This window comes from Acinetobacter sp. YH12046, from assembly GCF_013419905.1.
Taxonomy (GTDB): Bacteria; Pseudomonadota; Gammaproteobacteria; order Pseudomonadales; family Moraxellaceae; genus Acinetobacter.
The window spans coordinates 13066-38065 of sequence record NZ_VOZF01000029.1 but is presented as its reverse complement, the minus strand read 5'-3'; the positions used below and the strand labels follow the sequence as shown (position 1 = coordinate 38065).

Here is a 25000-nt window from a genome sequence, read left to right as displayed (position 1 = left end):
GCCTATTTAAGTGATGTGCTGAAAAGGTTGCCGACACATAAAGTGACTCAGATTGAAGAATTGCTACCACACCGCTGGAAACCTAAATCGAATTAAAAAATAGGCATGGGGTTCAGCGGACGCTTACAATTAGACCGACATGCTCGAACATCATCCGGTAACTATCTGCTTTCTTATCCAGAGCCAAAGGATAAGCCCGGGATGAAGATGGCATCCGGTATAGATACAGGTCACGGCCAAGAAAATGTGCCTGTGTTGGCTCACCTATACCGGGTTTCAACGTACCTTCAGGCATAGAGAGCATCAAAGTATCTGTGGCCTTGTCGCCTGTAGTCATGATGTGGTTGCAGTCCGATATTTTCCCTAATAGATCCTGCAAATTGGTTGGCACTACAATTTCTAGAAATTTATCGGAAGCATTTCCCTTCAGGCGTCGGATCTGATAAGCACTGTCAAAAATCGCAATCCCCGTTTCAGTTAGAAACTCACGGATTAGATGTTCCTGAAATTTTTTATTAGGTAAGTCCAAAAAGTAATCTTTATTTTTAAAGAAAATTAACCCAAATATCCGCCACATATCATTTTGGTAATTCGGATAATAAAAATTCATTTTCCAGCGCGTTGCAGGTGGCGGAAAACTGCCCAACATCAATAATTTGGCATTGGGCGGTAAAAATGGCGGTAATGGATGGGTTTCAATATCCGACATAAACTGTTCCAGATTCAGGTATTTCAGTTATTTTAGAATGCCTGACGGATCTTGCTAGCGACTTCTTGTCCCCAAAGTGTATAAACTTCCTTACTTGGATGAAAACCATCTTTGGCCATTTGTAAATTCATGGCCCGATATTTTTCAATATCGTATTCAATCCATTGCATGTTGATCTGCTTGTTCACAAATTTTTCCAGTTGTTGGTTCATGTGTTTGGCATATTGACCAAATAACCAGGCCAAAGGATTCGGTAAAGCTGGGAACATGTTCATTGGAGGGACACCGGCTGCAATGACCAGTTTTGGATTAAACTTTTGCTGGATTTTGCCATAAAACTGTTCCTGCTTCTTGATCCAGACATCGGCAGGCATGAGCTTAGTCACATCATTCACGCCGACTGAAGTCACGACCACATCATAGGATTTAGCTTCAATCTGGTCTAAAGTACGAATGACCTTTGAGGTGGTATCGCCCGTTTTTGCCTGTAACTTCCATTCAATTTCAAAGTCATTTTTTAGCTCATTCAGAATCGCGCCAAGTAAGGCATCATTCTGATGATCTACCCCGACCCCTGCTGCTGCTGAATCACCCACAATCAGTAATGAAAGTTTTTTGCCTGTTCCTGTTTGACCTTCACGTGCACCCTCTGGTTCTGGAAGTTTTATCGTATTTTTTTTGACACGGTTACCCTGAATTACGAGCGTGGGAATTAAGGCGATAGTGGCAGCTTTGAGCAACATAATGGACTAATTTATATAAAGATATGATTAATTTTACTGCAATTTATGGATTACGAGTAATACCTCAGCAGTCATTTTTAATGAATATTCACGTAACTTTAACTAGCAAAATAAAAAAATCCCGGCGTTTAACGGGATTTTTTTAATGTGGCTGATATATCAAACTTTATGATCATTCCAGCGGTTCATGCGCTTGAACGTCCCAATATCATTAAAGCGTACACCCACTTCTTTCATGACTTTATGCGCCGTTTTAGAGGTCAACTGACGTATATAAAAGGGTTCTTTGACCACAAAATGATGGATCGCATGAGTTGAACCGAAATTACAGCAAAATAACTGGAATGGCACCATCCACCATGGATTCAGTACCTGAGTCTGCTTGATGACATCGCGTGGATCAATATCACCATAATAATGCATATTGGAGCTAACGAATTGCAGGCTAAAAGAACGGATAAAATTCGGAATGATCCAAATTACTGCCAAGAAATTCACGAGCGGCATAGCTTCGATGATACTTTCCGACCAAAGCATTTCATAACCAAAGATTGGTGCAACGGCATTACCTACATGAAAGACTACAAATAAATAGCACAGACCATAATAAATCAAGCTTAATGGCAAGAAGCCTAATAGCTGAGAAATCATGGCAACTTTACGTTCTTTTTCAGGCTGTTTTTCCATAAAAAGATGAATCATTTTAAACATCTGAAAAGGACGCAAATACACTGACATCAACTGGTCACTGATCACTAGAATGCGGCGAACCCCCCATGGCATACCATTACTGATGCCACGTTCTTCAAGATCATATTCAGTGCCTGAATATTTATGATGATGCAAATGCATGCGTCGGCGAGCCCATGGGCTAATTGTATTTGGACGAGCCAGCCACACTAAAGCCAACATTAAATGATGTGCCCAAGGTGTTTTTTTGAAATACATATAATGAATCAGGTCATGTTCTAATTCATGTGTCAGTGAAGCAAAAATTGCAATTAGGGGAATGGTGAACCACGCAGAAAGATAACCATATCCATATGCCAATGCGCATGCGATCATCCCCGTCCAGGCAAAACCTAAAATACTCGCACCAATGAAATTCTGATGTTTAAGTATAGGATAACGGGTACGTATTTCTTCCCCGGCCTGTGTAACGATATTTCTGACCTTAGAGATTCGCTGTTGGTCAGTCATATCCGAAGATGTAGACATATGGACAACCTTTGATTTCTGAACAGTTGTACATTAAAGGAATTTATAAAAAAGAGAAGTTATCTTTCCACTTTCGCAGCGAGTATGTCCAAGTTTTGGGCAGTTTTAGTAATTTTTTCAAGATCAAGAATAAAGCAGAAAAATAAGGAGTATTTTCTATAAAACTTGTCGTCTAAAAATTCTCTTCTTAAAAATTTAATTATTTCTATTTTGATAGAATATTTATTTTTATATAGAAATAAAATTTATTCATCATCAAAGTCTTAGCTATTTAGAGAAGTTCAACTAACCTTATTCATCATATCTTTTACCTTTAAAGCCATTAATAAACTTATCTCATCTAATTTTTTTAATTCTAGAAAGTAAAAAAGCCCCTAATGGAGCTTTTTTTAATTGAAGTTTTAACCTAATTTATTGACTAATTTTAGCGGTAATATTTTCATTGCTAAACCAAGTGGCAACCAAGGCCATTTCGGTACATAGGCTTTGACTGGCGCTTTCTCAATTTCTTCTGCCAATAAACGTGAACCCGTTTTCTCATCCACTTCAAATGGTAATTTTTTCGCGCCTTCATTAATTTCAGTACGAATATAGCCTGGGAAAATGGTCGTGACTTTAATTGGTGTATCAATTAGCTCAGCACGAATGCCTTCAGCCAGATGTGCAACCCCAGCCTTACTTGCGCCATAAGCAGTCAAGTGTTTTGGCATACCACGCATTGCGCTCATCGATGAAATCATCACCAGATGACCGGAGTTTTGTGCGCGGAAAATTTCCACTGCAGCTTCACATTGTGCCAATGCAGAAATAAAGTTGGTTTCAACAGTAGCTTTATTGATCGCAAAATTACCTTTACCAATCCGGCGGCCTTCACCTACACCAGCATTGACAATAATCCGGTCAATGGTGCCAAAGTCTTCTTTAAAGGCACGGAAAACTTCAAAAACCTGATCATAATTGGTCACATCCAGTGTTTTGGCAATGACTTTAATATCATATTGGCTCTCGAGTTCCTGCTTCAAAGTTTCCAGACGTTCCAGACGACGTGCACAAATCGCCAGGTTATACCCTTTTTTTGCAAATTCACGTGCCATACCGGCACCAATCCCTGAACTTGCACCAGTAATTAAAATCGTTTTAGCCATATTTTTACCCTATCCCTTTATTTTATAAGGTGTTTTATCTTCAATAATTTTTAAATCCAGGTTAGCAGGTCTGGACGCTGTGCTTTAATAAAATGATGTTCATTCAAACTGAGTAGCTGGGGTTCATTTCCGACCAGACGCAATGTAGTAATGCTGGTATTGGTAATTGCCCAGTTTAAAGCGAAAGTTTTCTCCGGACTCAGACCCAGGATTTTGCCTACCGCCACAGAGATGACGCCACCCGAGGTATACACGATTGCATAGCGCGGTTTAGTTTGCGCAAGCTGATCACATAAGTTCTGCAAACCGGTTTCTACGCGGCTTTTAAAATTTGGCCAGGATTCATCATATTCATGGTGATAATCATCACAGGTCCAGCGAGCAATCGCTCCACTAAAGATCTTGCTCAGATAATCCCGTGGATTGGCATGTTCTGAGACATCCTGCTTCAGCAGTTCAGGCTGATTAAAACGCGGTTCATAACGGGCAAAGACCTGCTGATGATTAAACTCATTCCAGGCACTATCGGTCAAAATCTCGCTTTCAGGAAAACATTCATCTAAAGATAACTGTGCCGTCTGTTGATGACGTTGCATAGAACCAGCCACTACATACGGTGCTTCTTTCAGAATTTCATCAAAATAACGACCGAGCAATTTTGCCTGTAGTTCCCCATTTGGCGAAAGCTGATCATAACTGGCTGCCCCGAAAGATGCCTGTCCATGCCGGATCAAGTAAATGGTGGTCATTTTGGCATTAACTCTTTAAATTTCAGGATATATTTTTGTGCAATGTCATTGGCTTCAAGCTTTTGTAGACCAATCAGTTTTAAGGCACGAATATGCAAGGCATGAATGACTACCCAAAAATCCTTAAAGGCTGGATTGTTGGTTTGTTTGTGGTAATAACGATAATAGATCTGCTGAGCAATTACCGAGAGACGGAAAATCCCAAACACTTCATAGAATGTCCAGTTTTCCGGTTGCAGACCGGTTTTCTCCAGATAGTAATCCACCACTTCTTTACGGGTAAACATACCTTTTAAATTGGTGGGCTGACGACGTGTTGCTTTAAAAATGGCATTGTCCGTATCTTCTACCCAATAAGCCAAGGCAGAACCCAAGTCCATCAGCGGATCACCCAGGGTGGCCATTTCCCAGTCCAGCACCCCAATAACTTCAGTTGGATTTTCTGGATCCAAAATGACATTATCAAAACGCCAGTCATTGTGAATGACACAGGTTTTGGAATCAGATGGAATATTATCTTTCAGCCAGTTACGCACGTATTTAAAAGATGGAACATTTAATGTTTTGGCTTTTTCGTAACGTGCATCCCAGCCTTCGACCTGACGACGGCAATAGCCTTCACCTTTGCCTAACTTTTCCAGTTCTGTACCAGTGTAAGGAACTTGGTGTAGTTCGATCAGCTTATCAATCACATTAATACATAGAGTCTGGATATCTGGTTCAGTCAGTTGTAATTCAGGCGGCAGCTTGGCACGCGGAATAATACCTTCAATGCGTTTCATCACATAAAAATCACAGCCAATGACTGATTCATCCTGACAAAGTGCCACCATTTCAGGTACGACTGGATAGTGTTCAGCCAAAGCTTTTTGTACATGATATTCACGTGCCATGTCATGCGCAGATTTAGCTTTAGTCCCTTGAGGCGGACGACGTAGAATCAAATCGGCATTGGCATATTGCAAACGATAAGTCCAGTTTGAAGCTCCACCGGAATATTGAGTAAGCTCTAAAGGACCTTCTACATTTACTCCTTGTTGATTTAACCAATCTGTGATGGCCTGTACATCCAGTTCCTCACCTTCACGAACTGATCCACCTACATCAATGACCGCCATAATTTTTCCTTAAAATCTTCTAATACGTTTCAATGTTCTGTATATAAAGCCAGCTTATTTTTTACGAGGTGTGCTATAACCACGTTTTGCCAGTTCCAGCTTGGCAATCATACCTTTATGCACTTCATCCGGACCATCAGCCAGACGTAAGGCACGGGCTTGGGCAAAGAATCCGGTCAGCGGTGTATCACGAGAAACACCCGCACCACCGTGGATCTGAATCGCCATATCCACAACTTTTTCCAGTACACTTGGCGCGACCACTTTAATTGCAGAAATTTCAGTCAGTGCTGCCATATTCCCTAAAGTATCCATTTTATAGGCAGCATACAAGGTTAATAATCGAGCCTGATCAATGGCAACGCGAGCTTCAGCCACACGTTCCAGGTTACCACCCAGTTTTAAAATCTCTTTACCAAATGCGGTACGGCTCATACCCCGGTCAATCATAAGTTCTAATGATTTTTCAGCAGCACCGATGCAACGCATACAATGGTGAATACGGCCTGGCCCTAAACGACCTTGGGCAATTTCAAAGCCTTGACCTGCCCCCCCAATAAAATTCGAAACTGGAACACGAACATTATCAAAGCTGACTTCGCCGTGGCCATGTGGCGCATCATAATCACCAAAGACTGGAAGCATCCGTTCGATTTTTACGCCTGCAGTATCGACTGGAACTAAAACCATGGAATGCTGATGATGACGGTCTTTGGATTCATCTGGCGTATGTGCCATAAAGATGATGATTTTGGCATTTGGATCACCCAAACCCGAAGACCACCATTTACGACCATTCAAAACAATTTCATCACCTTCAACTACCGCCGTCGCCTGCATATTGGTAGCATCACTTGAAGCCACTGCAGGCTCAGTCATACAGAACACTGAACGGATTTTCCCTTCCAGTAGTGGCATTAACCATTGCTGTTTTTGTTCTTCAGAACCATAGCGCCACAATACTTCCATATTGCCGCTATCTGGTGCATTACAGTTAAAGACGGTAGGTGCAATTAAGCTTCGTCCAGAAAGTTCAGCGATATGCGCATATTCCTGAACGGATAATCCCTGACCTAATTCTGGACAAGGCAAAAACATATTCCAGAGACCTGCCGCTTTGGCTTTATCTTTCAATGTTTCAAGTTCTGCCGGCCATTGCCATTTGGTCCAGTCACCGCCTTGATTCAGTTCATGCACCTGATGCCAGAAATCAGCCTCGACAGGTTCAATTTCATCAGTAATAAACTTTTTTGTTCTATTTAAATAATCCTGTGCACGTGCTGACAGCTCAAACATTGCTTTATCCCTCTGAATATTCTAATTCATACGCTTTACAACACCTTAACCCAAAACTTATTATGAATAAAATGATTTAATTCCATATAGTAGTATGCATAGTATTCATTCAAAAACCGTGATGGATCTACGAAATTTTCATCGTATTGATATTAATCTTTATCCACTTTTTATTGCCATTTACGAACAAAACAGTATTTCTAAAGCTGCGCAAATTCTATCGATAAGCCAGTCAGCGGCCAGTCATGCTTTACAACGTTTAAGACAGCATTTACAAGATGATTTATTTGTGCGAACCGGTAGTAAGATGCAACCTACGCCGTTTGCGGATCAGATCTATCCTGAAATTAAAAATGCACTTTTTACGATTCAGAATATTTCGATGCAGCATCAGCAATTCAGACCGGAATCGATTCATAGCTTAAAAATTGCTGTACATGACGAAATTGAACCCATGATCTTTCCTAAACTGGTTCAACATTTCCAAAAAATTAACCTGGATCTTCAACTGAGTAGTATGAAACTCGACCGTAAAAATATTGCTGCAGATCTCGCCTCTCAACAGGTCGATTTTGTTATTGATCTGGAGCAAAGTATTAGTGAAAAAATTCAGTTTGAACGACTGGTACAGGATGAATTCGTGGTCTGTACACAACGAACAGAAATGAATGAACAGATTTATCTGGCCTCACCTCATATTGGTGTTTCCTCACGCCGTACGGGAGTTTTAGTTGAAGATATATATTTAAGTCGAAAACATTATTCCCGACAGATTTTTTTACGTTGTCAGCACTATTCCACAGCCCTGCAAATTCTGGAACAGCAAAAGACTGCCATGCTGACAATTCCTAAAAATGTTTTGACTCATCTACAGTTAGCAAACTGTCTGAATATTTTTGACGTTCCTGTACAACTGCCGAAAATTAATATGGGGATGTATTGGCATAAAGATTTGCAGGAGAATAAAAGACATCAATTTTTGAGAAATGAAATTTATAAAATTTTTGCTTAGGCTATTTATGAGATAATTTAAACTTGCTTAGGCTATTTTTATTATCAGGTTTTAGGATTGAGATTGGCCTAATTTGATAGTGCTTAGGCTATTTTATCGGTACAAAACTAAACACTGATTGATGGCTTTTTAAGCCCTATGCGGAGTGGCTTTGATCTAAAATGGCTCAACTTTTAGCTGTGTTTATGCGGCTGTTTTTGCTGATTTGGATCTTGCCCTTGTTACATCTCTCCACCACCTGGCAAATTGTGCTGGGCTTCGTACTTCTGTGTTTTTCTTATTATTTGCTGCATAAAATTACGGTGTATTTAAAGGACCTATTTCGCCCCTTTAAGAAAGGTAAGAAATATTGGTGCCGGGTAAGTGCGGTCAGTGATGGTGACACCCTCACCTGCTACCGTTTTAATATCCGTCGCTCTGAGACCAAATTACGTTTTGCCTATGTCGATGCACCTGAATCTTCACAGGCCTATGGTAAGGAATCACTACGCCTGGTTCAAAGTATGGTTAAAAATAAAATGATTCGGGTACAAATTACGGATATTGACCGTTATGGTCGCTGTGTCGGTGTGGTCTATCGTTATCGCAAGAATATCAATGAAGAGATTGTGAAACGTGGTGCGGCATGGGTTTATGAGGAATATATCCGGGATAAAAACCATTTACGCTATATGATGGAACTACAGAATAAAGCCAAAAAGCAGAAAAAAGGGTTATGGAAAAACAGCCGCCCTGTCCGTCCAAGTGTTTATCGTAAACAGATCAAAGCCTCATCTTGATATTTTAAAAATCAAAAATTTAGCCTATAAAAAGGGATTTGTACTAACAAATCCCTTTTCTTTGTTCATTTAATATACCTAATAGGCCAAATGCACCAGAAAGCGGAATGCCCCTGCAATAAGTGCTAGTGTCAAAAAACCTGCAAGCCATAAGCCGACAAACCATACTATCTGTTTGCGTGTCATAACTGCTCCTTAATGATAACCATCATCTCCAACACGTACCTTGTGTCGGAATACCCAATAGGACATACAGGTATAAATCACGATAATCGGAATCAGAATCAAGGCACCAATCAAGGCAAATAACTGACTATTTTCATGTGCCGCTGCCTGCCAGATCGTGACTGATGGCGGAATAATATATGGCCACAGACTAATCAGAAAACCGGTATATGCCAGGAATACCAGCACCAGCATATAGGAAAATGGACCTAGTTCACTGCGTCTTTTACAGGCGCGTAAGGCCAGCCAGGTAAACAATATGACCAAGATCGGTACGGGCATAAAGTAGGTAAATTGTGGCTGGCTGAACCAACGCTCCGCAATTTGCGGATGGGTCAACGGCGTATAAACACTAACAGCGCCTAAAATAATCAGTAAGGCTATAATCAGCTTCGGCATCAGTTTAAACATACGATCCTGTAAATCATCACCGGTTTTATAAATGAGCCATCCACAGCCTAATGCTGCATATAGCACCACGACACTGACTCCGGTAAAGATACTGAAGGGGCTAAGCCAGTCCAGACCACCGCCCACATAGACACCATTTCGTGTTTCAATTCCCTGAATATATGCACCCAGGATCATCCCTTGCAAGAAACTGGTAACGATCGATCCCCCAATAAAGGCTTTATCCCACCAGTGTTTGCTTTTATTCGCCTTAAAACGGAACTCAAAAGCAACACCACGAAAAATCAAGGCGATCACCATCAGGATAATGGGCATATATAGCGCTGAGAGTACCGTCGAATAAGCCAATGGAAAGGCAGCAAATAATCCGGCGCCCCCTAGAACCATCCAGGTTTCATTACCATCCCAGACTGGAGCGACCGTATTCATCATGACATCTCGTTCATCCTGATGCGGGAAGAATGGAAATAGGATGCCAATGCCCAGATCGAAACCATCGAGAATGGTATAGACCAGTACACCCAGGCCAATAATCGCAATCCAAATTAATGATAAATCAATCATTTTTTATCCTCCTGATCCGGATGTTCAGGAACTTCTTCAATACGTTCGCGAATACTGCTCAATGGTCGACGAGACGCTTGAACCACATCGCTATCCGATTCATGGTGTGGTCTGGAATGAATAAATTCTGGACCTCTATGCATAAGGCGCAACATGTAGAAAATTCCCACGCCAAAAACGACGCAGTACACCACCACAAAGATAATCAGAGTCAAACCGACCTGTTCAGCGGACACTGGTGATAATGCATCTTTGGTCCGCATAATGCCGTAGACAACCCAAGGCTGACGGCCGACTTCTGTGGTAAACCATCCTGCCAGCATGGCAAGAAATCCGGATGGACCCATGATGAGTGCAAAACGATGCAGTCCACGTGACTCATAAAAACGTCCTCGGGTGCGTGACCATAGCCCCCATAATGCAAGCAAGAGCATCAACATACCCATCCCGACCATAATCCGGAAACTCCAGAACACGACCAGTGAATTGGGTCGATCTTCAGGCGCAAAATCTTTAAGTCCCGTGACTTTTCCATCCATAGAATGCGTCAGAATCAGGCTACCCAATTTAGGAATGCCAATAGCATATTTGGTTTCTTCCGCTTGCATGTCTGGAATCCCAAACAGGTATAAAGGCATTCCTTCATCATGATTGGTTTCCCAATGGCCTTCCATCGCGGCCAGTTTGGCTGGCTGATGTTCAAGCGTATTCAGACCATGCATATCCCCCACAAAAATCTGTAAAGGTGCAAGTGCCAGAATCAGCCACATGGCCATGGAAAATGAAGTTTTGACTAAAGGATCGCGACGGCCCTTGATCAGATGCCATGCCGCTGTTGAGGCTACAAGTAAGGCGGAGACCAGAAAGGCGGCCATTGCCATATGAGCCAAACGATAAGGAAAAGACGGGTTAAATACGATCGCTACCCAGTCTTGCGGGACGATCAGGCCATTTTCAATCGCAAAACCTTGAGGGGTCTGCATCCAGCTATTGGAAGATAAAATCCAGAACATGGAAATACAGGTGCCGACTGCGACCATTAAAGTGGAGAAAAAGTGTGCTCGTGGGCCAACCCGATCCCAGCCAAAGAGCATGATGCCCAGGAATCCGGCTTCTAAAAAGAACGCAGTTAAAACTTCATAAGCCAGCAAGGGCCCCGTCACACTTCCAGCGACCCGGGAAAACTCACTCCAGTTGGTTCCGAACTGATAGCTCATTACCACACCGGATACGACGCCCATACCAAATGCGACGGCGAAAATTTTGACCCAAAACTTGAACAGATCCTGAAAAATCGGATTTTTAGTCTTTAACCAGCGCCATTCCAGAATAGCCAAAAAACTTGCTAATCCGATTGAAATTGCAGGAAAGATAATATGAAAAGATACAGTAAAGGCGAACTGTATTCGTGCTAACTCTAATGCAGTTAAACCCAGAGTCATAAACTTCACCTATGCAGTGTTATTTGGCATATCTGCCCTTCAGTTATTAAGTGATGGATTTTTCTAGTGCTTAGGTAGCTTAGGCTGAATCATTCTTAAAAGTATGTAGTCTTTTGTTGATTGTTTTTTAATCAGGTTAAAGACTTGTAATAACTTAGTCAAAAAGACGTTAACCATGCAAAAATTTTCAAAATTTCCCTCTTGTCTAATTGAATAAAGAGGCGTAAATTAGGCACAATTTAGTTAGCCAGGTTAACTATATGTTTCAATCCTCTTCCAGATTTCGTTCACTGTTGCTGCGTTGCGCACGACTCATGAGTGATGAAATCAATACGATTTTATTATCCTCCCAACTTAATTATTCCTTATGGCAAGTGCTCTATACCATTCAATCCCAACAGCAATGCACGCTGGTTGATATTTCAAGCTATTTAAATGTTTCAAAACCAAGCATAACCAAACGTATCCAGCATTTAAGTGAACTCGACTTAATCTGCCAGATCGAAACCGAAGATAAACGTCAGAAATTATTTAAACTCAGCAAGCAAGGGGTTAAAACCTTTAACCTGTGTTCCAAACAGATTGATGCTTTTGAAGATCACTTACTGCAACAGATTGATGCAGATGATCTGCAAAGCAGTAAAAACACTTTGGTACAGCTGATTCAGCAATTACATCCTTCATCTCAGGAAACACCACAATGAGCCAAGATCAAGCCCGCTTATGGACCTCTAATTTCGTCCTGGTCAGTCTGGTTAATTTCCAGCTCGTTCTGGTGTTTTACCTGCTGGTGATTGTGATTGTCGGTTTCTCGGTCGCTGAACTGGGAGCATCGACTGCACAAGCCGGTCTGGTATCCGGTCTGTTTATTGTCGGAACACTAATTGGACGCTTATTTATTGGGAAATTGCTGAATCGTCTAGGACTAAAAAATACCCTGGTGATTGGCCTGACTGGCTTTTTGCTATTTTCCGGACTTTATATGATTCCGGCCAAACTAGAAGTGTTATTGGGTATTCGTCTGATACACGGCTTTATGATGGGTATGGCATCTACCGTACTCGGCACAGTAATTGCGCAAACCATTCCAGCAACACGACGTGGTGAAGGTATTGGTTATTTCAGTATGAGCAGTACGCTTGGTACAGCGATTGGTCCTTTTGTCGGGATCTGGCTGATGACGAATTTTAATTATCAGGTGATTTTTATCTTTACTACTATTGTTGCGCTCAGCTGCCTGATTTGCGGTCTGTTTATCCAGCCGCCGCGCCTTAAAGCGAGTGGTACATCGACTTCCTCTGTTCCACAATCTGCCAGTAAGCTCGCTCAGTATGTAGAGCCGAATGCCTTGCCGATTGCTATCATTGTCCTGCTGGTGGCTACCTGTTATTCAGGCGTATTGTCCTTTATCCACTTCTATGCCAAAGACATCAATCTGGTCGAAGCAGCCTCTTTCTTCTTCCTGATGTATGCTTTTGCCATTCTGCTGTCGCGTCCATTTACTGGCCCATTAATGGATCGTAAAGGTGAAAACATCATTATCTATCCTGCAATCGTGATTATGGCAGTAGGTATTCTAATGCTGAGTCAGGCACAAAACTCTGTGATGTTACTGGCGAGTGCCGCGTTATTAGGTTTTGGTTTTGGAAATATCCAGTCCGTGTGTCAAACTATTGCCGTGAAAAGTACCACCTTGCAACGGATGGGTCTGGCGACCTCGACTTTCTTTATTGCACTAGATGCCGGTCTTGGTTTCGGACCTTATTTCCTCGGTATGCTGCTGGATCAGGTGGGTTATCGTCAGCTTTATTTGTTTTCCGCAGTGCTTACCTTTAGTTGTCTGATCTGGTATTACCTGCTGCATGGCCGCAAGGTTAAATCGACCTCAGTCAAAGCATAAACCAGCTGATTCAAAAATTTTTAAACGGGCATTTAGCTCGTTTTTTATATCTCAATCTTTTAAATGACACTTATTTTATCATTATAAAATATATAGTTTACATAATGTTAAATATATATTACATTTTGAATGATGTTGGAGTAAAGACATGTTAAAGAATGACATCATCGTGTTCCGTGCTAAAAAACGTTGGACACAACAACAGCTTGCTGATGCAGTGGCAGTCAGCCGCCAAACGATTGCCGCATTAGAAAAAGAGAAGTACAACCCTTCCTTGATTCTGGCATTCAAGTTAGCAAATGCACTTGAAACGACGATTGAGGAACTGTTTAGTTATGCCGAGGAAGTAACATGACACTATATTGGGTATTGATGGCTAGTATCTTAAGTATTGTGGTGGCTGTGATTTGCTGTGAAATATATAAAATACGCTTTGAATGCTCACAGGAAGCCAAAGACGAAAGAGGAACAATGATTTTATTAAAGCAGAAGTCATTATCCTATAACATTTTATTTTTGGGGATTAGTTCAGCCTTTTTGATCATCATCGGATTTGAAGGCTTCGGACTAAAATGGTTAGAACGTGAAGTTTTTATTTACTGGATTATGTTCACCGGCTTCCTGCAAAGCATCGCTTCAACCATTTATACGCATTATTTACGTAAAGACGTCTTTAGCTAATATGTATGCCAAGAGAGCTTTTCGAATCTCTCTTTTTGTCAAAATCTAGAAACGTCGACTAAAACGACGGCGATATTCTAAAGGTGTTAACCCTGTTTTCTTATAAAATAAACGCCGAAATGAACTTGGATCCTGATAGCCGACATTTTGCATAATCAGATCTATGGCCTGATCGGTTTCCTCAAGCCGTTTGCGTGCCGCTTCAATACGAATGGCTTGCAGATACTGATTCGGTGCAATATTTAGCGCCTGCTTAAAATGCCGGATTAAAGTACGAGTGGTGACATTAAAACGTTCTGCCAGCGCATTTAAAGTAAACTCTTCATGAAAATGCTGCTCTAACCAGTCCTGAACCTTTTGCACCAGTTCATCATGATGTGGTTGACCAATCTTCATTAAGAAATAAGACAATTGGCTATCGCGTCGATAATCAATCACAAAGGATTTGGCAGATTGCATGGCAACTTCAAAACCATAGAAACGTTCGATCAGATGCAAGCCTAGGTCAAACCAGGCCAAGCCTCCACCTGCACAGTAAATATTCTGATCCCGGCTAATCATCAGATCGGCATTGAGTTTGACCTGAGAATAACGTGCACGAAACATGTCCTGAAAGCCCCAATGCGTTGTCGCCACACGACCATCTAAAATACCAGCTTCTGCCAGAAAGAAATTCCCGGTGCAGTTTCCAGCGATTAAGGTGGATTGTGCATGAGCAGAAGTTAAAAACTGAATCAGGTCTGGATTTTCATCCAGTACCTCTTGTATAGGTGCGGCGATGGTCGGCACTACCAGAATATTTGCTGTTTGAATTTCTTGATATGAACAATGAGCTGGTAATTCCAGGCCGTTAATACAACGAATTGGTTGTCCATCTGGACTGGCGATCCTGACTTTAAACAGGCGTTGCACATTTTGCTGCTGAATCCGATTCCAGCTGACGCCAGCCATGGCGAATAAGTCGACGACACCTGTAATTGCTGAAGCCAAAGCACCATCAAAGCCTAAAATCACTACCTGTTGCATATTGTTCTATTTGTCGTTTTTCACCCGTTTCATGTCATTATTGACAATCCTCCTTGATAAATGCAACTGCTAGTCTTGATGCTATCTCAAGGATTACATATTCAGGACCGTACCGTGACTCAGCTGATTAATGATAAAAACCTCAATTTTCTGCTTTATGATGTCTTCAAACTTGAAGCTTTAACTGAACTGGAACGCTATCAGGACCATGACAAAAATACTTTTGATAGCATCCTAGAAACGGCAAAAGGCATCGCGACCGATTATTTTGCGCCGCATAATGCCAAGGCTGATCACCAAGAACCGAGCTTTGATGGCAAACAGGTGAAGACCATTGATGAAGTGAAAATAGCATGGCAACAATTTGCTGATGCTGGTCTACTCTGCGCCCAGCATGATTACGCAGACGGCGGCATGCAATTGCCGACTTTGGTGAATATGGCCTGTAATGCCTATTTCATGTCGGCAAATCCTTCGACTGTTGCCTACTCTTTTCTGACAGCCGCTGCAGCAAATCTGATTCAAGCCTTTGCCTCATCAAAACAAAAACAAATGTTCTTACCGCATATGCTTAGTGGCCGCTATGCCGGGACTATGGCGATGACCGAGCCAAATGTAGGTTCCTCTTTGGGAGATCTGACCACTAAAGCGATTCCTCAGTCAGATGGAAGCTACAAAATTAAAGGCCAGAAAATGTTTATTTCTGGTGGTGATCAGGACATTACTGAAAATATTGTGCATCTGGTTCTGGCTCGTATCCAAGATGCTCCGCAAGGGGTAAAAGGTATTTCCCTATTCATCGTGCCGAAATTCAAAACCAATACAGATGGAACTATAGGTGAATCCAATGATGTACAATTAGCTGGCCTTTTACATAAAATGGGTTATCGTGGCACCACATCAACAGTGCTAAGCTTTGGAGAAAATGACAATTGCTTAGGCTATTTAATTGGTGAAGCGGGACATGGTTTAAAATACATGTTCAAGATGATGAATGAAGCGCGCGTTGGTGTTGGCCTCGGTGCAGCCATGATCGGTTATCGTGGTTATCTGGAGTCTCTGGACTATGCCAAGAACCGTCCTCAAGGTCGTCTGGTTCACGAAAAGACACCTGATGCCAAGCCCGTGAATATCATTGAGCATACTGATGTCAAACGCATGTTATTGGCACAAAAATCTTATGTTGAAGGTGCTTTAGCGCTGTGCTTATTTGCAGCTCGTTTAATTGATGAACATCAGGCTGCACAAGATGAAGAGAGTGCCATTTTGCTGGATCTCATTACACCAGTGGTCAAGTCCTTCCCTTCTGCCTATGGTCCTAAAGCCAATGATCTGGCGATCCAGGTCTTGGGTGGTGCGGGCTATACGCGTGAATATCCGGTTGAGCAATGCTATCGGGATAACCGTCTTAATCCGATTCATGAAGGCACTTATGGGATTCAGTCTCTGGATCTACTAGGTCGTAAACTCTGGCAGCACAATGGCAAAGGCCTGACCCTGCTCATGCAACGCATCCAGAAAACCTTGTCTGAGATTCAGGATAGCAAGTTAACAGAACTGGCAGATGTCTATAAACAGCATCTTGTCACTGTGCAAAAAACCACACAGGTTTTAGGTCAGGCTCTGCATCAAGGCAAAGTTAGTGAAACTTTGGCCAATTCTGGCCTATATCTGGATATGATGGGCAAAACTATTATTGCGTGGCTGTGGCTGGAAATGGCCAATCAGGCTCAACTTAAATTTGGCACATCTTCTCAACAGGAAGATCAAGCCTTTCTGGCGGGTAAAATTCAGGCAGCTCAATATTTTATTCATTGGGAACTGCCTGAAATTGAACATCAGGCTAAGTTACTGATGAACTTCGATGACACCTGTTTGAAGATGCAAAGTGACTGGTTCTAAATAAAAATCAATAAAAAATGCGCCTCGAATGGCGCATTTTTATTTGTTTACATCATCAAGCCGCAGTGTCTTTTAGACCAAATTTCTTAAGCAGCTTGGCACGTTTCGAAGGCAGAATATTCGCTTTAGCCAGATCGCCTTGATAATGTTGATACACACGTTGATCCATCATCTTGTACCACAATGGTGGAATCAGTGCCGGTATCAGCATGGTGGCATAACCACTTGGTAATTCTGGTGCTTCATCAAAATGTCGCAATGCCTGAAATGGTCGGCTTGGATAGGCATGATGATCCGAATGGCGTTGTAACTGGTACAGGAACAGGTTGGTCACAATGTTGTTATTGTTCCAGCTATGTTCGGGCAAGGTTCGCTCATAGGTACCATCTGCTTTTTGCCCGCGTTTCAATCCATAGTGTTCGATATAATTCACGATCTCAAACAGGCTGATGCCGTAAAAGGCTTGGGTCAGCGTATAAGGAATGATTTTCTTGCCATACGTTTTCAGCATTAAGGCATGGTAACCTGCGCTCATCGCCCAGCCATGAAATAACTCATTTTCCAGACTAAAAAATTTTAAGCCTTTACGTTCCAAACGTCTTTTTTCTATCTGAATTGCTGATTTCAAGCCACCCAATACAGTACGTGGCCAGAAACGGTAAAAGGATTCTCCCATTTTCGAAGATGCCGGGTCTTCTGGCGTCGCCACCCGTTTATGATGTCCATAAGGATGCTCAATCCGGAAATGATTATAGGCCAGTGGCATCAGGCTGGCATGTGACCAGTAGTGATCTTTTTTCTGAGGGCGATGGCTCAGCTCATGTGCAGTATTCACGCCGATTCCATTAATCGCCCCCATAGAAACGCCAAGTAGAACCTGATCGACCAGAGAAACATTAGGACGGGATACGACATAGCCTGCAAAAGCATTGGCAGCCATTTGCAAAGGAATAAACACCTTCACGATCCGGTCATAATAAGGATCTTTGACCAATGCCTGAATCTGCTCATCATTTGGATTATTGGCATCATCACCAATTAAAGCATCTAATGTTGGGATAATCACATGTAATAATAAAGGCCCACCCATCGCAAAGACTTTTTTAGTGGCTTTGGGGCCAAAATGATAGCCAGCCAGAACTCCCATACCGATCACAGGCAAACCGGGACTCAGCAGCCAGCCAAAACGTTTTTTATCCAGTTGTAAACCTTTCAGTGCTGACGCATCCTGCGTGAACTGAGCTTTGCTAATTTGTGCAGGGGCATTCATTGCGACCCTCCTTTTTATGTTACTCTGCACATATAGTTGAATATTTCAGCATTAGCGAACAGTATTAAACGTCCAGAAAAACTATGTCAGCGTCTTTGGCGCAATAGGCCAAGTCTTGGCCTTAAATCACAAGACTGGGCTATTTAAATTTAATTAAATGAATTAAAACAAAAGAATAGAGTCAAGCATGGATGCTTTAAGTAAAATTTTTGATGATATTCATCTGGAAAAATCCGAATATCTCTACCTCAATGTGTTTCATCCAGGCGGGTTTGATTATCAGTATGAACCTTCCATGCTGGCTTATGTATTATTACAGGGTCAAGCGCAATTAATATTCAAAGATGGCGATCTGCTTGAGCTGCAACAAGGCGATCTGGTGTTATTGCCTGCTGGTTCTGCCCATCGGATTTCTAGTCCCGGTAATGCGGATTTTTCTGAACATCATTCGATCAATTCTTATTTTCAGACTCATGCACAGCAATGTGTGGATCTCAATATCACCCATTCAGCAGAACGCAGTTTTATCCTGGCGATTCGTTCCAATCTGGATATCCAGATGGCGAAACCGCTACTGAGTGCTTTACCTAAATTTCTGCACATTCAGCATATTCTGGGAGATACAGCACCAGAGTGGTTACAGGTTGGTTTGCAATTTCTGGCGCTGGAAACCCAGCAACTTCGTCCGGGACGGGACAAGATTCTGGATCATCTGGTCAGTATTTTACTGATTGAATGCGTGCGAGATTATATTTTGAATCTGGAAAATGCTTCGAGCTGGCTGAATGCTCTTTCGCATCCTGAACTATCTAATGCCTTGGCAGCAATTCATGGCAAACCAGAACAGCCTTGGACCGTAGAAAGCCTGGCTGAACAATGCCATATGTCGCGTTCCAAATTTGCCCAGCTGTTTACCCAGATTGTTGGTGAGCCACCATTGGCTTATCTGCAACAGCATCGACTTCGCCTGGCAGCACAATATCTCAGAAATAGCGGATTTAGCATTCAGCAGATCGCCTATCTGGTGGGCTATTCTTCGGAAACGGCGTTTAGTCAAAGCTTTAAAAAACAGTTTGAACAAACCCCGACCCGATACCGTATTGCCTGTCAAAAAAGCAAGACGCCTTTATTGGACTAAGGCTAGTACCGCTTTGACAGGATCTTCACTGTTGCCGGAAAGCAGCTGCTTGTGCATGGTGAGATGCTGCATCACCTGAATTTGAGCTGCTTCAATATCCATCAATTTTTCAATTTCAGCAGCCAGGTTTTCAGGCGTTGCTTCTGACTGGATTAATTCTTGAATGACTTTTTTACCAGCAATGATATTTGGCAATGAGAAATAAGGAATTTTGACCAGCAATTTGGCAATCTGATAGGTCAGCCAGTGCAATTTATAAAAGGTCACCATTGGACGATGCAATAACATGGCTTCCAGTGTCGCAGTGCCTGAAGCTAAGGCAATAATATTGGAAGCATTCATGACTTGGCGGCCAATTTTTGACTCGCTACTGGTATTTTCCATCAGGCGGATATGCGCTTTTAAACTGTCCGGATATTGTGCCAGCAAGTTTTCAATCTGCTGTTTGCGCATCTCATCAATGGCGGGAATCAGAAACGTATAATCCGGGTATTTCTGATGCAGAATTTTGGCTGCATCCAGTACCAATGGTCCTAAACGTTCAATTTCCCCACGGCGGCTCCCTGGCAGCAGTGCAATATATTTTTGTGCAGGATCTAAACCCAGTTCTGCCTGTGCTTCAGCCAGATCATTGTTGAGGGGTAACTGGCTTGCCAATGGATGACCGACAAAGGCAGCCGGAACATCCCATTTCTTGAAAAATGCTTTTTCAAATGGAAAGAGACACAGCACCAGGTCAATACTGGCCTTGATACCATGTACCCGGCCTTGACGCCATGCCCAGACCGAAGGACTGACATATTGCACGGTCTTAATCGGTAACTGTTTTTGCTTCAGGGTTTTGGAAAGACGCAAATTAAAATCAGGCGCATCAATACCGATAAACACATCGACTGGATCTTTCGTCCAGGTCTCGACCAGACCATCACGAACCGCAAACAGTTTTTTAATATCTTTCAGGACTTCAACAATGCCCATGACCGAGAGAATATCCATTGGATAGTAGCTCTTGAAGCCTTCAGCCAGCATTTGCGGCCCGCCAATCCCTTCAAATTCTGCATCAATACCCTGCTCTCGAAAACTACGGATGAGCTTCGCACCAAGCGTATCTCCCGATACCTCTCCCACCACGATTCCGATTTTAAGCTTCCGATTTTGCAAGTGTATTCCCTCAAATGAGACAAATTAATTCCGTTCAGATTCTATCATAAAGCATGATTTGAGCATGCCTAAGTGTTGAACTCACAAATCTTGGCTACCTCAAATAATTAAACTACTGGAATCTGGACAATGCGCGCGCCTTAGCCCAGCTTAAAAATTAAAATAAATTTAAAGCGGCTGATCTTTAAACAAATAAATAAAAAGGCATTTTGCAGAAGCTTTATCAATTTTCATACTTAGCAATAGAAAGGTATGCTAGATGATTCAAATTAAAATATAAATCAGGATGAATTACTTTAAATTTTATAGTCTTTATCTCTTTTTAGAATAAGCAAATCAATAATCAAGACAACGACTTATATTTAAAAGTCATAAGATATGCTCGTTTTTTGATTTTGGCATATATGCATGTTTGGTCCGATTGAATTTATTTTAGCAGGTGTATTGGTTGGTTTCTGTGTTGGGATTACCGGTGTCGGTGGCGGTTCGTTGATGACCCCAATCCTGATTACACTGCTTCGGGTTGAACCGCATATCGCGATTGGTACAGACCTTCTTTATGCCGCAATTTCTAAATTCTGTGGTTCACTGGTTCATGCTAAGAAAATGAATATTGTCTGGCCTATTGTGATCTGGCTGGCGATCGGCAGTATCCCTGCCTCATTTGTGACCCACTGGGTACTAGAGAATTATCTCAGTCAATCGACACATTATAAAGCAACGCTGACCATGGTATTGGGCTTTATGCTGACCCTTACTGGTGCATCTATTGTATTCCGCAATTCTATTGAAAAGTTCTTTAATAAATACCGCAAACAAGAACTGCCTGATATGACTCAGGATCTAGACAAAGTTGACTTTAAATCTGGCAATAAACGTGTCTTGATCGTGATCATGGGTATTGTACTGGGCGTGTTTGTGACCCTGTCATCTGTCGGTGCCGGTGCTTTCGGTATTATGGCCTTGATCCTGATGTTCCCGAATCTACCAATGATCCGTATTATCGGTTCGGATGTAGTACATGCTGTACTTTTAACTTTAGTCGCAGGTCTGGGCCATATGAGTGCAGGTAATGTAGACTTTACTTTATTAGGCTGGTTACTTTGCGGTTCTATTCCAGCGATTGTGATTGGAACACTGATCAGTTCACGTATGCCAGAGAAAATTATCCGTAAAATTCTTGGGATTACCCTGTTCTGTCTTGGCGTGAATTTCATTGTGAATCCAGTCAAGTCAAAACCGGTGCAACCCGCCCAACCTGAATTGGTAACAGCAGTAGAAAAAACAGCTGCTGTTTAAACTAAATCATGGATTCATCACTTTTTTTTCAAAGAAGTATTCATCTTTTTTATAACAAAGTGACGCATCATTCATGTTATATTCAGGCTATTAAACAACCTTTTGTATGATCAAACCAGTGACGGCAATGAATACACTACAGTCAAAACCTATTTCAGCATCAGATATTGATGACGTGAATATCCAAAGCATGATTCCTTTGGTAACACCTGCTCAGTTGAAAGCAGAGTTACCTTTGACTGAAACTGCTTATCAAACCGTACTGCATGGTCGTGAAACGATTCGTAATATCCTGGATGGCAAGGATAAGCGTATTTTTGTAGTGATTGGTCCATGTTCAATTCATGATCCAGCGGCTGCGCATGAATATGCTGAACGTTTAAAAGCTTTAAGCGAAAAAGTAAAAGATAGCCTGTATATCGTAATGCGTGTTTATTTTGAAAAACCGCGTACAACTGTAGGCTGGAAAGGTCTGATCAATGACCCTGATATGAATGACTCTTTCAATATTGAGAAAGGTCTGCGTATCGGTCGTAAACTGTTACTGGAGCTGAATGAACTTGGCCTGCCATGTGCAACAGAAGCACTGGATCCAAACTCTCCACAGTACTATCAGGATTTAATTTCATGGTCAGCGATCGGTGCACGTACTACCGAGAGCCAAACTCACCGTGAAATGTCTTCTGGCCTGTCTTCACCAGTCGGCTTCAAAAATGGTACAGACGGCGGCTTAACTGTTGCGACCAATGCAATGCAATCTGTTAAACATGGTCACAGCTTCCTGGGTCTAAATGACCAAGGTCAGGTTGCGGTGATTCGTACTTCAGGGAATCCATATGCACACGTGGTTCTACGTGGCGGTAATGGCAAACCTAACTACGATGCAGGTTCAGTTGCAGATGCTGAGGCAGCTCTTGCGAAAGCCAAAGTCAGCGGCAAAATCATGATTGATGCCAGCCACGCAAACTCAAATAAAGACCCGTACTTACAACCGCTTGTCTTAAAAAATATTACTGAACAAATTCTTGATGGAAACAAGTCAATTGTTGGTATTATGGTAGAAAGTCACCTGAAAGGTGGCCGTCAGGATATTCCTGCCAATCTTTGTGATCTGGAATATGGAAAATCAGTGACTGATGGCTGTATCGATTGGGAGACCACAGAAAAAGTGTTGCTTGACATGCATGAGGCATTGAAGGACGTTTTACCTAATCGTTAAACGAACTGACAAACGCCATCGACAAGATGGCGTTTTCATTTCTGAACAAGGAAAATTTTATCTGATGAATGAAATTGAAACTGCATTAAGTCAAATTGAAAATTTTCAGTTCATCCATGACCATCTGTTCAGCTCTGGTCAGCCGACAACTGAACAACTGAGGTTGATTAAAGAATACGGCGTATCCACCGTAATCAATGTGGCATTAACAGATAGCGATCATCATCTGTTACATGAAGATAAAATTTGTCTTGATCTTGGCCTGAACTATATCCAGTTGCCGATCTCCTGGGAAACCCCTTCGGATAGCCAATGCCTGCTGGTACTGGATCTGATTGATCATCTGGTCAAAGAACAAATGGTCTGGGTACATTGTACGCAGAATTATCATGTCAGCTGCCTGATGTATTTATATCGTCAATACTATATGGATATGGACATGCCGACTGCACAGGAATATCTGCATCAGCTCTGGGAACCGAATGAAACCTGGACCGGTTTAATTCATGCGGTTGCCCTACAGCTGCAAGGCCGTAAAGCAACACAGGAACTGGAATTATCCCTGATTCATCCTAATAACTTCGGTTGATGTTATTTGTAATGACTGATCAGAACAGTTGCCATAGACAGAATACCTTCCTGACGACCAGTAAATCCTAATTTTTCAGTGGTTGTGGCTTTAATACTGATTTGAGTCACATCCACATCCAGTACATCGGCAATGCTCTGACGCATTTCCAGGTTATGTTTAGCCAGCTTTGGACGTTCACAAGCTACAGTGATGTCAGCATTATTTAGGCGATAACCACGATCCAAAATTAGCTGATAGACATGCTTTAATAAAACCTTGCTGTCTGCACCTTTAAACTGCGGATCGGTATCTGGAAAATGCTGGCCAATATCGCCTAGCGCCAAGGCACCTAGCAAAGCATCACAAAGTGCATGTAAAACCACATCACCATCAGAGTGTGCTTTCAAGCCATGCGTATGTGGAATCTGAATACCTGCCAGAGTGACAAAATCACCTTCTTCAAATGCATGTACATCCAGTCCCTGACCAATACGAATTTGTGCAATCACTTTTATATCCTTTAGAAATAACTGATTGAAATCTTGTACACGACGTTTCTATTTCGCTATAGTTAGACCTAGCGTAACACAGTGAAAGTATAAGCGATCATGCTACTGAAAACTGATATAAATATGATGAAAATAATGGGACTTTTACTCGGGACAGGCCTTTTTGCTAGCAGCATTCATGCTGAATCGCTGGACTGTAGCAGTCATCATAACAATAACGCAGCCATGAAAAAGATCTGCTCAGTCTCTCTTGATGAACCGCGTGAAAAACTGACAGATCAATATTTTACCGCCTTTCTGATTACAGATGCGCCTGTTCGCTTATTACAAGATACCCAGCAGCTATGGAGTACACGCTTACAGCAATGTAAAACGCTGGACTGCTTTAAACAACAATTTGACCAGCGTCTGGATGACCTCAATATTTATATTTCCTTGAATCAGAGCCTAACTCAGCACTATCTCAAGTTTGAACAGGGCCAAATGGCCAAACAGCCAATTCATCTCAAGATTCATCAGCTGACGAAAGACCGCATCAAAATTGAAGGAATTGCTTACCGCAATCCGAATAATCGTGCAGAAACCCAGACCATTCCTTTTCTAGCTTATACCACGACCGAAACTAAAAGCCAGATTACGGATAATGAGCATGACTGCAAATATAACTTTAACTATAGCAAGGCAATTTTGACGGTCAGTACCGAACAAAAAGGCTGTGAGCGCTTTAGTGGTATTTATCGTTTATATGATTAAACAGCTGACTTTTTTTATCTATTGATGTCCTGAATATGTATTTAAAAATTTAAACTAGAAATTCCCTCTCCTTAAAGGAGAGGTTTTTATAAAGATTCCCTTTATCCTAACCTTCTTTCTCAGGTAGAAGAAGCTTAATGAATAAATAATTATTTTTTGA

The 25000-nt window shown here is 41.9% G+C and carries 27 protein-coding genes; 13 read left to right on the top strand and 14 right to left on the bottom strand.

The features are described 5' to 3' along the window. On the top strand, positions 1–96 hold a 96-nt coding region (locus FTU03_RS13405; RefSeq protein ID WP_179992416.1), incomplete at its 5' end, for a transposase domain-containing protein. Between the two features lie 16 nt (positions 97–112). Here the strand turns inward: FTU03_RS13405 and FTU03_RS13400 are convergent. From FTU03_RS13400 to FTU03_RS13370, 7 genes are all read right to left on the bottom strand, one after another. Next, positions 113–709, bottom strand: a complete 597-nt coding sequence (locus FTU03_RS13400) for a uracil-DNA glycosylase family protein (protein WP_179993225.1) — start codon at positions 707–709, stop codon at positions 113–115. A gap of 32 nt (positions 710–741) precedes the next feature. Further along, complete coding sequence (locus tag FTU03_RS13395) at positions 742–1452, bottom strand: SGNH/GDSL hydrolase family protein (protein WP_179993226.1); 711 nt, start codon at positions 1450–1452, stop codon at positions 742–744. Between the two features lie 159 nt (positions 1453–1611). Beyond that, a complete protein-coding gene (locus FTU03_RS13390) occupies positions 1612–2670 on the bottom strand; it encodes a fatty acid desaturase (RefSeq protein WP_179993227.1) in 1059 nt (352 codons plus the stop codon). 401 nt (positions 2671–3071) lie between these two features. After that, complete coding sequence (locus FTU03_RS13385) at positions 3072–3815, bottom strand: SDR family oxidoreductase (protein WP_179993228.1); 744 nt, start codon at positions 3813–3815, stop codon at positions 3072–3074. Between the two features lie 50 nt (positions 3816–3865). Beyond that, positions 3866–4564: a histidine phosphatase family protein gene (locus tag FTU03_RS13380; protein WP_034702771.1), complete on the bottom strand. Its 699-nt coding sequence runs from the start codon at positions 4562–4564 to the stop codon at positions 3866–3868. Then, positions 4561–5682 (bottom strand): phosphotransferase family protein, encoded by a 1122-nt coding sequence (locus FTU03_RS13375; protein ID WP_125278629.1) that lies wholly within the window; start codon positions 5680–5682, stop codon positions 4561–4563. The genes FTU03_RS13380 and FTU03_RS13375 overlap by 4 nt, the downstream gene beginning before the upstream one ends. 54 nt (positions 5683–5736) lie before the next feature. Continuing rightward, positions 5737–6978 carry an acyl-CoA dehydrogenase family protein gene (locus FTU03_RS13370; protein WP_179993229.1) on the bottom strand — a complete coding sequence of 414 codons (1242 nt, stop codon included), beginning with the start codon at positions 6976–6978 and terminating at the stop codon, positions 5737–5739. A 94-nt stretch (positions 6979–7072) separates the two neighbouring features. Between FTU03_RS13370 and FTU03_RS13365 the strand changes: the two genes are divergently transcribed. Together FTU03_RS13365 and FTU03_RS13360 are read left to right on the top strand one after the other, a co-directional pair. Beyond that, positions 7073–7990, top strand: a complete 918-nt coding sequence (locus FTU03_RS13365) for a LysR family transcriptional regulator (protein WP_125278631.1) — start codon at positions 7073–7075, stop codon at positions 7988–7990. A gap of 161 nt (positions 7991–8151) precedes the next feature. Then, on the top strand, positions 8152–8769 hold the full coding sequence (locus tag FTU03_RS13360) for a thermonuclease family protein (protein WP_004785537.1): 618 nt from the start codon (positions 8152–8154) through the stop codon (positions 8767–8769). Positions 8770–8847: 78 nt separating this feature from the next. Here the strand turns inward: FTU03_RS13360 and FTU03_RS13355 are convergent, their stop codons facing one another. From FTU03_RS13355 to FTU03_RS13345, 3 genes are read right to left on the bottom strand one after another with little or no spacing between them, the layout of a single operon-like run. Continuing rightward, positions 8848–8955, bottom strand: coding sequence for a DUF2474 domain-containing protein (locus FTU03_RS13355; RefSeq protein ID WP_104426067.1), 108 nt, complete (start codon positions 8953–8955; stop codon positions 8848–8850). Positions 8956–8964: 9 nt separating this feature from the next. Next, positions 8965–9969, bottom strand: a complete 1005-nt coding sequence (gene cydB, locus FTU03_RS13350) for a cytochrome d ubiquinol oxidase subunit II (RefSeq protein WP_034702762.1) — start codon at positions 9967–9969, stop codon at positions 8965–8967. Further along, the gene (locus FTU03_RS13345) at positions 9966–11411 is read right to left on the bottom strand and encodes a cytochrome ubiquinol oxidase subunit I (protein WP_005235865.1); all 1446 of its coding nucleotides are present in this window, start codon (positions 11409–11411) and stop codon (positions 9966–9968) included. Before FTU03_RS13345 ends, cydB begins: the two co-directional genes overlap by 4 nt. 260 nt (positions 11412–11671) lie before the next feature. On the opposite strand from FTU03_RS13345, the gene FTU03_RS13340 reads away from it, so the two are divergent. From FTU03_RS13340 to FTU03_RS13325, 4 genes are all read left to right on the top strand, one after another. Beyond that, entirely contained in the window at positions 11672–12115 is a 444-nt protein-coding gene (locus tag FTU03_RS13340) for a MarR family winged helix-turn-helix transcriptional regulator (RefSeq protein ID WP_179993230.1), read from the top strand. Further along, entirely contained in the window at positions 12112–13311 is a 1200-nt protein-coding gene (locus FTU03_RS13335) for an MFS transporter (RefSeq protein ID WP_159122894.1), read from the top strand. Before FTU03_RS13340 ends, FTU03_RS13335 begins: the two co-directional genes overlap by 4 nt. A 148-nt stretch (positions 13312–13459) precedes the next feature. Next, on the top strand, positions 13460–13666 hold the full coding sequence (locus tag FTU03_RS13330; RefSeq protein ID WP_034702754.1) for a helix-turn-helix transcriptional regulator: 207 nt from the start codon (positions 13460–13462) through the stop codon (positions 13664–13666). Then, a complete protein-coding gene (locus tag FTU03_RS13325) occupies positions 13663–13992 on the top strand; it encodes a hypothetical protein (protein WP_052026307.1) in 330 nt (109 codons plus the stop codon). Before FTU03_RS13330 ends, FTU03_RS13325 begins: the two co-directional genes overlap by 4 nt. A 45-nt stretch (positions 13993–14037) precedes the next feature. Here the strand turns inward: FTU03_RS13325 and FTU03_RS13320 are convergent, their stop codons facing one another. Next, positions 14038–15018 (bottom strand): GlxA family transcriptional regulator, encoded by a 981-nt coding sequence (locus FTU03_RS13320; RefSeq protein ID WP_179993231.1) that lies wholly within the window; start codon positions 15016–15018, stop codon positions 14038–14040. A 78-nt stretch (positions 15019–15096) separates the two neighbouring features. Here FTU03_RS13320 and FTU03_RS13315 point away from each other — a divergent pair, with 78 nt between their 5' ends. Beyond that, positions 15097–16920 (top strand): acyl-CoA dehydrogenase, encoded by a 1824-nt coding sequence (locus tag FTU03_RS13315; RefSeq protein WP_179993241.1) that lies wholly within the window; start codon positions 15097–15099, stop codon positions 16918–16920. A gap of 55 nt (positions 16921–16975) precedes the next feature. Here the strand turns inward: FTU03_RS13315 and FTU03_RS13310 are convergent, their stop codons facing one another. Then, positions 16976–18190, bottom strand: a complete 1215-nt coding sequence (locus FTU03_RS13310) for an alkane 1-monooxygenase (protein WP_179993232.1) — start codon at positions 18188–18190, stop codon at positions 16976–16978. 187 nt (positions 18191–18377) lie between these two features. On the opposite strand from FTU03_RS13310, the gene FTU03_RS13305 reads away from it, so the two are divergent. Further along, entirely contained in the window at positions 18378–19328 is a 951-nt protein-coding gene (locus FTU03_RS13305; protein WP_159122888.1) for an AraC family transcriptional regulator, read from the top strand. Here FTU03_RS13305 and lpxB read toward each other — a convergent pair. Continuing rightward, positions 19317–20489, bottom strand: coding sequence for a lipid-A-disaccharide synthase (lpxB, locus tag FTU03_RS13300; RefSeq protein ID WP_179993233.1), 1173 nt, complete (start codon positions 20487–20489; stop codon positions 19317–19319). The two genes, FTU03_RS13305 and lpxB, sit on opposite strands and share 12 nt — an antisense overlap. 408 nt (positions 20490–20897) lie before the next feature. Here lpxB and FTU03_RS13295 point away from each other — a divergent pair, with 408 nt between their 5' ends. The 3 genes from FTU03_RS13295 to FTU03_RS13285 all read left to right on the top strand — a co-directional run bounded on the left by FTU03_RS13295 (position 20898) and on the right by FTU03_RS13285 (position 23596). Further along, on the top strand, positions 20898–21788 hold the full coding sequence (locus FTU03_RS13295; protein WP_125278642.1) for a sulfite exporter TauE/SafE family protein: 891 nt from the start codon (positions 20898–20900) through the stop codon (positions 21786–21788). Between the two features lie 127 nt (positions 21789–21915). Continuing rightward, positions 21916–23007: a 3-deoxy-7-phosphoheptulonate synthase gene (locus FTU03_RS13290; protein WP_125278643.1), complete on the top strand. Its 1092-nt coding sequence runs from the start codon at positions 21916–21918 to the stop codon at positions 23005–23007. 64 nt (positions 23008–23071) lie between these two features. After that, positions 23072–23596 carry a protein tyrosine phosphatase family protein gene (locus tag FTU03_RS13285; protein WP_125278644.1) on the top strand — a complete coding sequence of 175 codons (525 nt, stop codon included), beginning with the start codon at positions 23072–23074 and terminating at the stop codon, positions 23594–23596. A 2-nt stretch (positions 23597–23598) separates the two neighbouring features. On the opposite strand, the gene ispF is transcribed toward FTU03_RS13285, so the two are convergent. Further along, positions 23599–24087: a 2-C-methyl-D-erythritol 2,4-cyclodiphosphate synthase gene (ispF, locus tag FTU03_RS13280; RefSeq protein WP_034171374.1), complete on the bottom strand. Its 489-nt coding sequence runs from the start codon at positions 24085–24087 to the stop codon at positions 23599–23601. Between the two features lie 99 nt (positions 24088–24186). On the opposite strand from ispF, the gene FTU03_RS13275 reads away from it, so the two are divergent. Beyond that, entirely contained in the window at positions 24187–24840 is a 654-nt protein-coding gene (locus FTU03_RS13275; RefSeq protein WP_125278645.1) for a hypothetical protein, read from the top strand. The last annotated feature ends 160 nt before the right edge of the window (positions 24841–25000 follow it).